This window comes from Streptomyces sp. PsTaAH-137, assembly GCF_003259365.1.
In the GTDB taxonomy this organism is placed as follows: Bacteria; Actinomycetota; Actinomycetes; order Streptomycetales; family Streptomycetaceae; genus Streptomyces.
Genome location: NZ_QLLY01000014.1, coordinates 232,774 through 246,715, shown reverse-complemented (window position 1 = coordinate 246,715; position 13,942 = coordinate 232,774). Strand labels below are relative to the sequence as shown.

Genomic DNA, 13,942 nt, shown 5'->3' with positions numbered 1-13,942 from the left:
GGCGCGGGGAACGGCGCGGGAAGCGGCCACCGGCCGGCGGTCGGGGAACGACCTGGGGGCGCGGGGAACGGCGCGGGAAGCGGCCACCGGCCGGCAGCCGGGGAACTGCCTAGGGGCGCGGGGAACGGCGCGAGAAGCGGCCACCGGCGTGCGGTCGAGGAACGACCTGGGGGCGCGGGAAGCGGCCACCGGCCGACGGTCGGGGAACTGCCTCAGGGGCGCGGGGAACTGCGCGGGAAGCGGCCACCGGCGCGCGGGCGGGGAACTGCTCAGGGGCGCGGGGAACCGCGCGAGGAGTCCCGCCGGGCGGCAGTCGGCGATGGAGCGTAGGTGGTCAGGGGCTCGGGGCGATCACAGGGTGACCCGCGGAGTGGTGGGGCAGCCGCAGCTCTCGCGGCGGGTCACCGATACCGGCAGCATCATCGACACCGGCTCGGCCCCCTGCCGCCCGGTGAGCCGGCGCACCAGGAGCTCGACCGCCTCCTCGCCCATCCGCCGCATCGGCTGCCGCACCGTGGTCAGCGTCGGCCGCACCAGCCGGCTCAGCGCGATCCCGTCGAACCCGGTGACAGCGATGTCGTCCGGCACCCGCACGCCCCGCCGCTCCAGGGTGTGCAGCGCCCCCACCGCCATCTGGTCGTTGGCGAACAGCAGCGCCTCGGGCCGCGGTCCCGGCCGGTCGAGGAGTTCGTCGGTGGCCCGCGCCCCCTCGGGCTGCGTCATCATGGCGACCCGCAGATCGGGCTCGCCGGACACCGGGACGCCCGCCGCCCGGCAGGCCTCGACGTACCCCCGGAACCGGGCGGCGACATCGGGCGACTCCTCGGCGCCGATGTAGGCGAGGCGGCGCAGGCCGTGGTCCTCGATGAGGTGCCGGGTCAGTTCGCGCTGGCCGTCGGTGTTGGCGGCCTCGATGTGGTCCAGGTGATCGAGGTCGTCCGACTCGCGGGGCCCGGCCAGCATCACCACCGGCTGGCGCCGCGAGATGACGTCCAGGTCCTCGGTCGGCACGGTCCGGGCCAGCACCGCGAACCCGTCCACCCGCCCCGCCACCTTCGCCAGCTGGCTCTCAGGCCCGCCCTTGAGGGAGGCGGCGATCAGCAGCGCGTACCCGTGCCGGCGCGCGGCGCGCTCCATCCCGCGGATGATCTGGTCGGAGTAGAGCATCGCGGCGTCGTCGTCCGCCTCGTCCCCGGCGCCCGTCTCGGCCTCGGACTCGGCGTCCGGGTCGGAGTAGTCGGGAAAGCACAGGCCGAGGACGCCGGTGGAGCGGCTGGCGAGTCCGCGGGCGTTGCCACTGGGTACGTAACCGAGCTCCCGCGCGCTGGCGAGCACCCGCTCACGGGTCTGGGCGCGGACCGAGTCGGGGTTGCGGTAGACCCGCGAGACGGTGGCGATGGAGACCCCGGAACGTTCGGCGACGTCGTACACCGTGGGGGCTGTGCTCACTGGGTGGACCCCCGAGTGCGTGGAGTGACGGAAAGCGAAATGAAAGCGCATTCACCCTAGGCCGGGAGTGGGGAGACGGGCAAGGGCGCCCCGGCCGGAACCCGCTCAGCGCCCCGTCGACTCGGCCCGGACCAGCTCCACGGCCTCCCCGAGCCGTCGCTTCTCCGCCGGGCCGAGGGTCGGGTTGGCGGTGCGCCGGGCGCGGGCCTCGTCGAGCGCCCCGGTCAGACCGGGCGGCGGATCGGTGAGCAGGGCGGTGAGGACCGCCCGGACCGGCGCGGCCTCGGGCCGGTCCGGGGCCACGGCGATCTCGGCGAGGATCAGCGCCGACATCGCCCAGTCCAGCGCGGGCGCCCCCTCCTCGGCATTGGCCCAGTCGATGACGACGGGCCCGCGCGAGGTGCGGATGACGTTCTCCGGGTGCAGATCGAGATGGAGCACATGCCCGGAAGGAAGCGGCGCAACGGCGTGCAACCGCCGCAGCAGCAGGGCGAGTTCGTGACCCGCCCCGGCCGGTGAGAGCGCACCGCCCAGCGCCGCCTCGGCCTGCGTCGGTCCGTCGAGGCGCTCCAGGACCAGGTCGCCCGGGATCAGGCCCGGAGAGGGGCGAACGCGCGGCGCCGGAAAGCCGTGCTCGTGCACGTACGTCATGAACGCGGCCTCGCGCAGGGTGTCCCACCCCTCGCGGTGCCGGCGCAGCACCCACCCGTCGTCGAGCGCGTAGACGTCGGCGGTGCGGCCGCTGCCGATGAGCGGCAGCCCGGACACGTCCACCGTGCCTGCGGGCACTACGGAGACCTCCGCCGGATCTTGTTCCCCAGCCACACCAGCGGGTCGTACTTGTGGTCAACGGCCCGCTCCTTCAAGGGGATCAGGGCATTGTCCGTGATCTTGATGCCTTCGGGGCAGACCTCCGTGCAGCACTTGGTGATGTTGCAGTAGCCGAGCCCGTGCTCGTCCTGGGCGGTGGCCTTGCGGTCGAGGCCGGCGGACGCGGCCGCGTCCAGGGGGTGCATGTCGAGCTCGGCGACGCGCATCAGGAAGCGCGGGCCCGCGAACGCCGTCTTGTTCTCCTCGTGGTCGCGCACCACATGGCAGGTGTCCTGGCACAGGAAGCACTCGATGCACTTGCGGAACTCCTGCGGGCGGTCCACGTCCTCCTGCATCATCCGGTACTCGCCGGGGCCGAGGTCCTGCGGCGGGACGAAGGCAGGGACCTCCCGGGCCTTCGTGTAGTTGAAGCCGACGTCGGTGACCAGGTCGCGGACGACCGGGAACGCGCGCAGCGGCGTCACCGTGATCGTGTCGGCGCGGTCGAAGACCGACATGCGGGTCATGCACATCAGGCGCGGGCGGCCGTTGATCTCGGCGGAGCACGAACCGCACTTGCCCGCCTTGCAGTTCCAGCGGACGGCGAGGTCGGGGGCCTGGGTCGCCTGGAGGCGGTGGATGATGTCGAGGACGACCTCACCCTCGTTCACCTCGACCTCGAAGTCCTCCAGGTCCCCGCCGCCGGTGTCCCCGCGCCACACCCTGAAGTGCGCGTCATAGGCGTCGCTGTGGGCGTCGCTCACTCGAAAAGCTCCTCTTCGGCCAGGTACTTGACCAGCTCCTCCTTCTCGAAGAGGGCCAGCAGGTCGGGGCGGATGGGCTCGGTCTCCTCCCGTACGAGGCTGATCTGGCCGCGCACCGGATCGGTGGCCGCCAACCCGCCCGTGGGATCGCGGAGTTGGCACAGCAGGTTCACCCGGCGCCAGGCCCGGTCCATCGCCCCGTGGTCCTCGCGGGTGTGGCCGCCGCGCGACTCCGTGCGCTCCAGCGCGGCGCGCGCCACGCACTCGCTGACCAGCAGCATGTTGCGCAGGTCGAGCGCGAGGTGCCAGCCCGGATTGAACTGCCGGTGCCCTTCGACGCCCGCCCGCCGGGCCCGCAGCCGCAGATCGGCCAGTTTGCGCAGCGCCTGCTCCATCTCGCCCTCGCGGCGGATGATGCCGACCAGGTCGTTCATCGTCTGCTGGAGCACCTGGTGGAGCGTGTACGGGTTCTCGGGGACCGCGCCGTCCTCCGGGCCCTCCGCGGAGAACGGGCGCAGTGCCTCGGCGGCCGCCGTGTCGATCTGGATGTCGTCGACCGCCGGACGGCCGCCGGCCAGGCCGGCGGCGTACTCGGCCGCGTGCAGCCCGGCCCGCCGGCCGAAGACCAGCAGGTCGGAGAGCGAGTTGCCGCCGAGCCGGTTCGAGCCGTGCATACCGCCCGCCACCTCACCGGCCGCGAACAGTCCGGGCACGCCGCGCGCCGCCGCCGTGTCCGAGTCGACGGCGATGCCGCCCATCACGTAGTGACAGGTCGGGCCGACCTCCATCGGCTCGGCGGTGATGTCGACGTCCGCCAGCTCCTTGAACTGGTGGTACATGGACGGCAGCCGGCGCCGGACGACATCGGCGGGCATCCGCGTGGAGACGTCCAGGAACACCCCGCCGTGCGGGGAGCCGCGGCCCGCCTTCACCTCCGCGTTGATGGCCCGCGCCACCTCGTCGCGGGGCAGCAGCTCGGGCGGGCGCCGGTTGTGGTCGGGGTCGTCGTACCAGCGGTCGCCCTCGGCCTCCGACTCCGCGTACTTCTCCTTGAAGACGTCCGGGACGTAGTCGAACATGAACCGCTTGCCGTCGGAGTTCCTGAGCACCCCGCCGTCGCCGCGCACCGACTCCGTGACCAGGATGCCCTTGACCGACGGCGGCCAGACCATGCCCGTCGGGTGGAACTGCACGAACTCCATGTTGAGCAGCGGCGCCCCGGCGAGCAGCGCCAGCGCATGCCCGTCGCCCGTGTACTCCCACGAGTTCGACGTCACCTTGAAGGACTTGCCGATGCCGCCGGTGGCCAGGACCACGCCCGGGGCCTCCAGGACGAAGAAGCGCCCGCTCTCCCGCTCGTAGCAGAAGGTGCCGGAGACGCGTCCTCCCTCGTCCTTCAACACCCTTGTGACCGTGCATTCCTGAAAGACCTTCAGGCGGGACTCGTAGTCCCCGGTCTCCTTGAAGTCCTCCTGCTGGAGCTGGACGATCTTCTGCTGGAGGGTGCGGATCAGCTCCAGGCCCGTACGGTCGCCGACGTGGGCGAGGCGCGGGTACTCGTGGCCGCCGAAGTTGCGCTGCGAGATCCGGCCGTCCTTCGTCCGGTCGAACAGGGCGCCCCAGGTCTCCAGCTCCCAGACGCGGTCGGGGGCCTCCTGGGCGTGCAGCTCCGCCATCCGCCACTGGTTGAGGAACTTGCCGCCGCGCATCGTGTCGCGGAAGTGCACCTTCCAGTCGTCCCCGGAGTTCACATTGCCCATGGCGGCCGCGATGCCGCCCTCCGCCATCACCGTGTGGGCCTTGCCGAACAGGGACTTGCAGATCACAGCCGTACGCGCGCCGCGCTCCCGTGCCTCGATGGCGGCGCGGAGCCCGGCGCCGCCCGCGCCCACCACGACAACATCCCACTGCTGCCGGTCGACAACTGACATCAGAAGGCCCCCACCATTAGAAGAACCGCGGATCGTCGAAGGCGCCGGACGCGACCAGATACACGTAGAAGTCGGCGAGCGCGACACTCACCAACGACGCCCAGGCGAGCAGCATGTGACGGGCATTCAGTCTGCCCACCCAGCCCCACAGGCGATAGCGCACGGGATGTTTGGAGAAGTGCTTGAGCCGGCCGCCCACGATGTGCCGGCACGAGTGGCAGGAGATCGTGTACGCCCAGATCAGGGTGATGTTGAGCAGGAAGACCAGGGTGCCGAGGCCCATGTGGCCCCAGGCGTAGTTCTCGTCGCGGAAGGACAGCACGGTGTCGTACGTCAGGATGCAGGCGACGAGTACGGCCGCGTAGAAGAAGTACCGGTGGATGTTCTGCAGGATCAGCGGGAAGCGCGTCTCGCCGGTGTACTTCTTGTGCGGCTCGGCCACCGCGCAGGCCGGGGGCGAGGCCCAGAAGCCGCGGTAGTAGGCCTTGCGGTAGTAGTAGCAGGTCAGCCGGAAGCCCAGCGGGAAGATCAGGATGAGCAGGGCGGGGGACAGGCCCCACCAGCCGCCGAACAGCTCCCAGTTGGGGCCGTGCCGCATCGGCGCGCAGTTCTGCGACAGGCACGGCGAGTAGAACGGCGACACGTACGGGGCCGCGTAGTAGTCCGCGTTCGAGAAGGCCCGCCATGTCGAGTAGACGATGAAGGCGAGCAGGCCCGCGGCGGTCGCCGCCGGGGCGAGCCACCAGCGGTCGGTACGCAGATGGGACGCGGCGATCGCGGCACGGGTCCGGCCGCGGACGCCGGTGCCGCTCTCGGTAGGGGGTTCGGTACGGGAGGGTTGGGTGCCGGTGGCCAACGAAGCCTCCGCTCGAAGGGTCAGGGGCGTAACCGGGGATGCGTCAGGGGGCGTGCCTGTCCCGTGCGCCGAGTCCCTCGTCGTCCGAGTCCGTCCACAGCGTGCTGTCGTACGGGGTGTCCGGGATCGGTACGAGGTCGGGGCGGCGCGGTGACTCGTACATGGCCGTCGCCGCCTCGCGCAGCAGCGCCAGGCTCTCGCGCAGGTGGTCGGCGTCGGCCCGTACGCGGCGGATGTCCGGGCCCCCGCCGAGCTGGGGTTCCAGGCGGCCGACGGCGCGCGTGAGGTCGTCCAGGCAGCGGGTGGCTGCCGCCAGGTCGTCGGTCAGGGACATGATGTGCCTCGCTTCCGCTGGTGCGGCGGAGATGCTCATGCGCCTGCGAGTGTCGCGCGTCACATTGCGGTTTGTGAAGGGACCGGCCCGGATTCCCGGGGCACGCCCCGGTACGCGCCCCCTTTTCACGCCGGTTTCGCCGGTTGTTCTCCGTCTGCGGGCCGGTGGCCGCTTCTGGGTCGTCTTCCGGGTGCGCCACCGTCGTGGCCGGTCGCGCAGTTCCCACCCAGCCGCGCCCGACACCACCCCCACCGGCACCCCCATTGGTCCGCCCGAGGGTTTCCGAGGGGCCTGCGCCGTGTCGCCGCCCCCTATTGGGCCCGCGCCCCGATAGATGTGATCAACCGCATATACCGCCAAAAGTGATCAACCGGCCCGTACCGGAGGTAGCTCCGAGATGCACCAGACCCCCAGGCGCCCAGGCGCAGCCCTGCGCTCGGCCGCGTTCCTCGTGAGCGGCGCGCTCGCCGTGACCGCCCTCGCCGGGTGCGCCGCGGACGACGAGGCGGGCAAGCCCTCCGCCGGGCAGGACATCGCCCCCGCAGCCCGCGACCAGATCAAGGACGGCGGCACCCTGCGCTGGGCCGTCGACAACCTGCCGCAGACCCTGAACTCCTTCCAGGCGGACGCCGACGCCAGCACCGGCCGGGTCACCGGCGCCGTGCTGCCGTCGATGTTCCGCCTCGACGGCCAGGGCCGCCCGCAGGCCGACCCCGACTACCTGGAGAAGGCCGAGGTCATCGAGACCGAGCCCAAGCAGGTCGTGCTGTACAAGCTGAACCAGCAGGCGGTCTGGAGCGACGGCCGCGAGATCGGCGCCCCCGACTTCGCCGCCCAGTGGCGCGCCCTGTCCGGCAAGGACAGCGCGTACTGGACGGCCCACAACGCCGGCTACGACCGCATCGAGAAGGTCGAGCGCGGGGCGAACGACCTGGAGGTGCGGGTCACGTTCGCCAAGCCGTACGCGGACTGGCGCGCCCTGTTCTCGCCGCTGTACCCCAAGGACGTCATGGGGACCCCGGACCACTTCAACGACAGCGCGCGGCGCAAGCTGACGAACACGGCGGGCCCGTTCGCCATCGACACGATCGACCGCGACGCCAAGACGGTCTCCCTCAAGCGCAACCCGCGCTGGTGGGGCAGCCCCGCCAAGCTGGACAAGCTCGTCCTCAGCGCGGTGCCGCGCGCCAAGCGCGCCGCGGCCCTCGCCGCCGGCGACCTCGACCTCGCCGACCTGGACTCCGGCGGCGCCGACCGCATCGCCTACGCCGCCCGCGACAAGGGCACGGCGGGCCCGCTCGCCCACGGCCCCGGCGCCGCCCTCACCCCCGGCAAGGCGCTGCGCTCCTGGGCGATCGTGCACGGCGAGGACGAGGAGGCCGCCGAGGAGGAGATCGCGGCCCGCGCCAAGACCCGTAAGGCCGTGAAGAAGTACGCGAAGGAGCAGCGGAACCTGCGCGGCTTCGACGTCCGCAAGTCGCTGGAGCCCGCCTACACCCAGCTCGCGCTGAACGGCACCGAGGGCCCCCTCGCCGACGAGCGCGTCCGCCGCGCCGTCGCCCGCGCCATCGACCGCACCAAGCTCGCCGAGGCCGTCCTCAAGCCGCTCGGCCTGCCGGCCGGCACCGTGGACAACCACCTCGCGCTGGCCGGGCAGGCGGCGTACGCGGACAACAGCGGCGCGCTCGGCGACCAGGACACCGCCCAGGCGCGGGCGCTGCTCGCGGAGGCGGGCTGGGTGCCGGGCGGCCCGCTGGAGAAGAAGGAGAAGGACAAGGCCGAGAAGGAGAAGACGGCCGGCTCCGAGAACTCCGAGAAGTCGGAAAACTCCGACAGCGAGTCCGAGGACGCCGACGACGGTACGTACATCGTCGGCGAGGACGACCAGAAGCCCGGCGCCGACGCGCTCCCGCTGTTCGGCCCCGGCCCCTTCACGGCCGCCCAGCACACCGCCCTCCTCCACCAGGCCGACGCGGTGAAGCTGCGCAAGGCCGACAAGGAGAAGGGCAAGCACTCCAAGGCGTCCAAGCACGCCAAGCACGCGAAGAGGCACAAGAACGACCACGCGGCCGAGGGGCTCGGCAAGGACGCCAAGACGTACGTGAAGCAGGGCGGCGCCCCCGGCGCGTACGCGCCCAAGGGCACGGCCGCCCCGGCCGGCGCCGCCGCGGGCCCGCTCGCCAAGGACGGCAAGCCGCTCACGCTGCGCTTCGTCCTGCCGTCCGGCGCGGGCTCCGAGCAGCTGCGCACGGTCGCCGACCGGATCACGCAGATGCTGGAGAAGATCGGCGTGCGCACCGACATCATGAAGGTGGACGACGAGAGCTACTTCAAGGACCACATCGCGTCCGGCCAGTACGACCTCGCCCTCTACTCCTGGCCCGCGTCCGCCTACCCGGCCACCGACGCCCGTCCCATCTACGCCAAGCCGGTCCCGGCCGCCGACGGCTCGCTCACCGTCGAGCAGAACTACACCCGGGTCGGCACCGACCAGATCGACCAGCTCTTCGACGAGGCCATCGGCGAGCTGGACGAGGGCGAGGCGCGCTCCCTGGTGAAGCAGGCCGACGCCCGCATCTGGGCGGCGGCGGGCTCCATCCCGCTCTACCAGCGCCCCGAGCTGGTCGCGGCCCGCACCGACGTGGCCAACGCCGGCGCCTTCGGCTTCCAGGACCCCCAGTACCAGAACATCGGCTACCTGAAGCCTGGCGGGAAGTCCTCGCCGTCGCCGAAGTCGGACGACTGAACCTCTGAATCGGCTCAAATCCACCACGTGATCCATCCGCCGCCCGCATCCTGGCCCGCATGATCAGGATGCGGGCGGCGCTGTGCGCCGTGGTGGTGCTGGCGGCGGGAGCCGCAGGGTGCACCGGGGGGACCGACCGGGACCCGGACCGAGGTGCCGGTACCGGAAGGAGTGCCGTGCCGGTGGCGCGCGCCTGCGCCGACGGCACGTTCACCTGGACCGACGTCGAGAAGAGGACGGAGAAGCTGACCGGCGTCTCGACGGTGCAGGAGCTGGGCAAGGACGGCGGCAGGCTGACCCTGCCGCTGAAGCGGGTGGCCGAGGCGCTGCCCTCGGTCCGGACGAAGGGGCCCGCCGTGTCCCCGGCCGAGGTGCTCTTCTCCCTGGGCAAGGAGACCGGCGAGATCGAGTCCGACGCGGCGACCCTGGCCGACGTGAACGGCGACACCTGGGCGTTCACCGACGTCGACGACGCCCCGCCGCCTCCCGGCGGAGCGGTGGCAACCATGGAGGACGGCGGGAGATTCGTGACCTACGCCGGCGTCAGGGAGGCGAGCGGCACCTTCCGCTACACCTGCGACGACGGCCGCACCACGACGGGCCGTGCCCGGCACTGGACGGTCGACGTCGGCGGCGTCCTGTCCTGCGACGAGGCCGTCGGCAAGGGCCTCGCCCACGAGGCCGCCCGGCGCTCCTGCCGGCCCGGTGACACCGCCACGAAGAAGATCTAGCTCAGATCGAGCTCAACTCCCTTGCCCGCCGGACAACCCGGCGGGCAAGCTGCGTTCTACCCGTTGACCTGCAGTTTTCCCGTCGTTCCCCGCACCCGTCACGCCCTGGCTCGGCCCCCACCCTTCGAGCCACGTACGATGGGGTGAGGCCGTGGCGTGTCCAGCCCGGCAGGGCGCGCGTATCACTGATGTACGCGCAGCCGTCCACTATTCCGGGAGTACGCCGCAATATGGCCACGCGCCACGACATCCGAAACGTCGCCATCGTCGCCCACGTCGACCACGGCAAGACGACCATCGTCGACGCCATGCTCAAGCAGGCCGGCTCGTTCGCAGCTCACGCCGCCGAGTCCCTCGACGATCGCATGATGGACTCGAATGACCTGGAGCGTGAGAAGGGCATCACGATCCTGGCCAAGAACACGGCCGTCAAGTACCACCCGAAGGATGGCGGCGACGTCATCACGATCAACATCATCGACACCCCGGGCCACGCCGACTTCGGTGGCGAGGTCGAGCGCGGTCTGTCGATGGTCGACGCCGTTGTGCTGCTCGTGGACGCCTCCGAGGGTCCGCTCCCGCAGACGCGCTTCGTGCTGCGCAAGGCGCTCCAGCAGCGTCTGCCCGTCATCCTGTGCATCAACAAGACGGACCGTCCGGACTCCCGGATCGACGAGGTCGTCAACGAGACGTACGACCTCTTCCTCGACCTGGACGCGGACGAGGAGCAGATCGAGTTCCCGATCGTCTACGCCTGCGGCCGTGACGGCATCGCGTCGCTGACCAAGCCGGAGAACGGCACGGTCCCCGCGGACTCCACCAACCTGGAGCCGTTCTTCTCCACGATCCTGGAGCACGTCCCGGCCCCGACGTACGAGGAGGACGCGCCGCTCCAGGCCCACGTCACCAACCTCGACGCCGACAACTTCCTCGGCCGCATCGCGCTGCTCCGCGTCGAGCAGGGCGAGCTGCGCAAGGGCCAGACGGTCGCCTGGATCAAGCGCGACGGCACGATCTCCAACGTCCGCATCACCGAGCTGCTGATGACCGAGGCGCTCACCCGCAAGCCCGCCGAGGTCGCGGGCCCCGGTGACATCTGCGCCGTCGCCGGTATCCCGGACATCATGATCGGCGAGACCCTGGCCGACCCGGAGAACCCGATCGCGCTGCCGCTGATCACGGTCGACCAGCCGGCCATCTCCATGACCATCGGCACCAACACCTCGCCGCTCGTCGGCCGCGGTGGCACGGGCAAGGGCGCGGCCGCCAAGTCCGCCGTGAAGGACCGCAAGGTCACCGCCCGTCAGGTCAAGGACCGCCTGGACCGCGAGCTGATCGGTAACGTCAGCCTCCGTGTCCTCGACACCGAGCGTCCCGACGCCTGGGAGGTCCAGGGCCGCGGTGAGCTCGCGCTCGCCATCCTGGTCGAGCAGATGCGCCGCGAGGGCTTCGAGCTGACCATCGGCAAGCCGCAGGTCGTCACCCAGGAGATCGACGGCAAGACGCACGAGCCGGTCGAGCGCCTCACGGTCGACGTCCCCGAGGAGCACATGGGCGCCGTCACGCAGCTCATGGGCGTCCGCAAGGGCCGTATGGACAACATGTCGAACCACGGCTCCGGCTGGGTCCGCATGGAGTTCGTGGTGCCGTCCCGCGGCCTCATCGGCTTCCGTACGGAGTTCCTGACGAACACCCGCGGTACGGGCATCGCCCACTCCATCCACGAGGGCCACGAGCCGTGGTTCGGCACGCTGACGACCCGTAACAACGGTTCGCTGGTCGCCGACCGCGCCGGCGCCGTCACCGGGTTCGCGATGACGAACCTCCAGGAGCGCGGCGTGCTGTTCACCGACCCCGGCACCGAGGTGTACGAGGGCATGATCGTCGGCGAGAACTCGCGCGCCGACGACATGGACGTGAACATCACCAAGGAGAAGAAGCTCACGAACATGCGGTCCTCGTCGGCCGACTCGTTCGAGGCGATCGTCCCGCCGCGCAAGCTCTCCCTGGAGCAGTCCCTGGAGTTCTGCCGCGACGACGAGTGCGTCGAGGTGACCCCGGAGGCCGTCCGCATCCGCAAGGTCGTCCTGGACCAGAAGGAGCGCGGCCGCTCCGCCTCGCGCGCCAAGCACGGCTGATCCACACGCAGTTGGGCCCGGCACCCGGAAGGGGCCGGGCCCTTCGCGCGCTCGCACGCGGTTTGCCGCTCCTTGGGGGTTGCACGGCTGTACGGGCTTGTCCTCCGCCCGCTACGCTTTCCCGATGTGTCGCGCGTAGACCGCGGCCTCTGCCTGCGTGCCCCTCGGCGGCCAGGCTCCACATCCCGGCTCCGCCGCGCAAGTTCTTTATCTCACGTCTCCGTCCGCTATCCGGACGTCACTGACCGATAGATATGTAACGCGTCCGTTTCGTGACCCTCTAGTCCAGATCAGTTTGTCCGGATTTTGGGAGATGTACGCAACAGGTGTGATCGAACCGAGACCAAATGGGTGTTGGTGACCGACACTCCATGGCTAATAGTTGACGCCATAGAGCTCGGGTCAATGGGTCACGCGCAGTGGGGAGCGCCGACTCACGAGCACACTGAGGCACACCATGCATCGGCCGACAGGGGTGTCGGCCGTCACGGATGTGCCCTCTCTCGCAGTGAACAAGTGGACTCATGAGGAGGAACCCCATGCGTGGTGCCAAGAGCGCCAAGTGGGTGGCGGGCGCGGCGATCATCGCTCTGGCCGCGACCGCGTGCGGTGGCAGCGACAGTGACAGCGGCGACAGCAAGGCCGCGGTCGACCCGAACGGCACGTTCTCCGTCGAGGTCGGTGAGCCGCAGAACCCTCTGCAGCCCGCCAACACCATGGAGTCCAACGGCAGCATCGTCATCAAGTCCCTGTTCTCGGGCCTGGTCGACTATGACTCCAAGGGCAACATCACGATGGTGAACGCCCAGTCGGTCGACACGACGGACAACAAGACCTTCACGGTCAAGCTGAAGCAGGGCTGGAAGTTCCACGACGGCACCGCCGTCACCGCCGACTCCTACGTCAAGGCGTGGAACTGGGCCGCGAACCCGGCCAACAAGCAGACGAACAGCTTCTGGTTCTCGGACATCAAGGGCTACGACGACGTCGCGCCGGCCAAGGGCAAGGCCAAGGCCGACACGATGTCCGGCCTGAAGGTCGTCGACGACAACACCTTCACCATCGAGCTCTCGAAGCCGATCCCGTACTTCGTCTACAAGCTGGGCTACGAGGTCTTCGACCCGCTGCCCGCGTCCTTCTACCAGGACCCGAAGGCCGCCGGTGAGAAGCCGGTCGGCAACGGCCCTTACAAGTTCGTCAGCTGGGACCACAAGAAGCAGATCGTGGTCAAGAAGAACGCCGACTACAAGGGCCCGAACAAGGCCAAGAACGGCGGCGTGACCTTCAAGAATTACGCCAAGCTTGAGACGGCCTACCAGGACCTCAAGTCCGGCAACCTCGACGTGATGCGTCAGGTCGCCCCGCGTGACCTCCCCGTGTACAAGCAGGACCTGGGCGACCGCGCCGTCGACCAGTCCTACTCCGCGATCCAGACGATCGCCGTGGCCTTCTACACCAAGCAGTGGAAGGACGTCGACCCCAAGGTCCTCCAGGGCCTGTCGATGGCGATCGACCGCGACACCATCACCAAGACGGTCCTTCAGGGCACCCGTGAGCCGGCCACCGGCTGGGTCGCTAAGGGCGTGCTCGGCTACACGGACAACGCCGCGGGCGACGTGACCAAGTACGACCCGGCGAAGGCCAAGGCCCTCATCAAGCAGGGTGGCGGCGTCCCGGGCAACAAGATCTCGATCCAGTACAACACCGACGGTGGCCACAAGGAGTGGGTGGAGGCCGTCTGCGGCTCCATCACCAAGGCGACCGGCGTCAAGTGCACGGGCGACGCGAAGGCCGACTTCCAGGCCGACACGAACGCGCGCGACAACAAGGAAGTCAAGTCGCTCTACCGCTCCGGCTGGGTGCTCGACTACCCCTTCATCTCCAACTTCATCCGCGACCTGTACGGCACCAAGTCGGACGGCAACCAGGGTGGCTTCTCGAACAAGAAGATCGACGAGCTGATCACCAAGGCCGACGCCGCCAAGACGCTGGACGAGTCGGAGAAGCTGTACCAGCAGCTCGAGAAGGAGCTGCCGAACTACATGCCGAGCATCCCGCTCTGGTACTACAAGGTCAACGCGGGCTACTCGGAGAATGTCTCCGGCGTCAAGTACGCCCAGGACGGTGACCCGATCCTGACCGGCGTTCAGGTCAAGAAGTAACCGCTGACGACAGCGTCCGTC

Annotated in this window: 10 protein-coding genes; 4 read left to right on the top strand and 6 right to left on the bottom strand. The window is 70.1% G+C overall.

Annotation, left to right across the window (positions count from 1 at the left end; genetic code table 11):
* Positions 1-351 precede the first annotated feature (351 nt).
* From K377_RS28820 to K377_RS28795, 6 genes are all read right to left on the bottom strand, one after another.
* Complete coding sequence (locus K377_RS28820) at positions 352-1,449, bottom strand: LacI family DNA-binding transcriptional regulator (RefSeq protein WP_111666478.1); 1,098 nt, start codon at positions 1,447-1,449, stop codon at positions 352-354.
* Between the two features lie 105 nt (positions 1,450-1,554).
* Positions 1,555-2,238: a phosphotransferase gene (locus K377_RS28815; protein WP_258395150.1), complete on the bottom strand. Its 684-nt coding sequence runs from the start codon at positions 2,236-2,238 to the stop codon at positions 1,555-1,557.
* Positions 2,238-3,023, bottom strand: coding sequence for a succinate dehydrogenase/fumarate reductase iron-sulfur subunit (locus K377_RS28810; RefSeq protein WP_111666477.1), 786 nt, complete (start codon positions 3,021-3,023; stop codon positions 2,238-2,240). The genes K377_RS28815 and K377_RS28810 overlap by 1 nt, the downstream gene beginning before the upstream one ends.
* Positions 3,020-4,954, bottom strand: a complete 1,935-nt coding sequence (locus tag K377_RS28805; RefSeq protein ID WP_111666476.1) for a fumarate reductase/succinate dehydrogenase flavoprotein subunit — start codon at positions 4,952-4,954, stop codon at positions 3,020-3,022. The genes K377_RS28810 and K377_RS28805 overlap by 4 nt, the downstream gene beginning before the upstream one ends.
* A gap of 16 nt (positions 4,955-4,970) precedes the next feature.
* Positions 4,971-5,810: a hypothetical protein gene (locus K377_RS28800; protein ID WP_111666475.1), complete on the bottom strand. Its 840-nt coding sequence runs from the start codon at positions 5,808-5,810 to the stop codon at positions 4,971-4,973.
* Positions 5,811-5,853: 43 nt separating this feature from the next.
* Positions 5,854-6,144 carry a hypothetical protein gene (locus K377_RS28795; protein ID WP_111666474.1) on the bottom strand — a complete coding sequence of 97 codons (291 nt, stop codon included), beginning with the start codon at positions 6,142-6,144 and terminating at the stop codon, positions 5,854-5,856.
* A gap of 397 nt (positions 6,145-6,541) precedes the next feature.
* On the opposite strand from K377_RS28795, the gene K377_RS28790 reads away from it, so the two are divergent.
* The 4 genes from K377_RS28790 to K377_RS28775 all read left to right on the top strand — a co-directional run bounded on the left by K377_RS28790 (position 6,542) and on the right by K377_RS28775 (position 13,921).
* Positions 6,542-8,890 (top strand): ABC transporter family substrate-binding protein, encoded by a 2,349-nt coding sequence (locus tag K377_RS28790; protein WP_111666473.1) that lies wholly within the window; start codon positions 6,542-6,544, stop codon positions 8,888-8,890.
* Positions 8,891-8,949: 59 nt separating this feature from the next.
* Positions 8,950-9,621, top strand: coding sequence for a hypothetical protein (locus tag K377_RS28785; RefSeq protein ID WP_146614765.1), 672 nt, complete (start codon positions 8,950-8,952; stop codon positions 9,619-9,621).
* 230 nt (positions 9,622-9,851) lie between these two features.
* Positions 9,852-11,759 carry a translational GTPase TypA gene (gene typA / locus K377_RS28780; RefSeq protein WP_111666471.1) on the top strand — a complete coding sequence of 636 codons (1,908 nt, stop codon included), beginning with the start codon at positions 9,852-9,854 and terminating at the stop codon, positions 11,757-11,759.
* Positions 11,760-12,298: 539 nt separating this feature from the next.
* Positions 12,299-13,921 carry an ABC transporter substrate-binding protein gene (locus tag K377_RS28775; protein ID WP_111666470.1) on the top strand — a complete coding sequence of 541 codons (1,623 nt, stop codon included), beginning with the start codon at positions 12,299-12,301 and terminating at the stop codon, positions 13,919-13,921.
* The last annotated feature ends 21 nt before the right edge of the window (positions 13,922-13,942 follow it).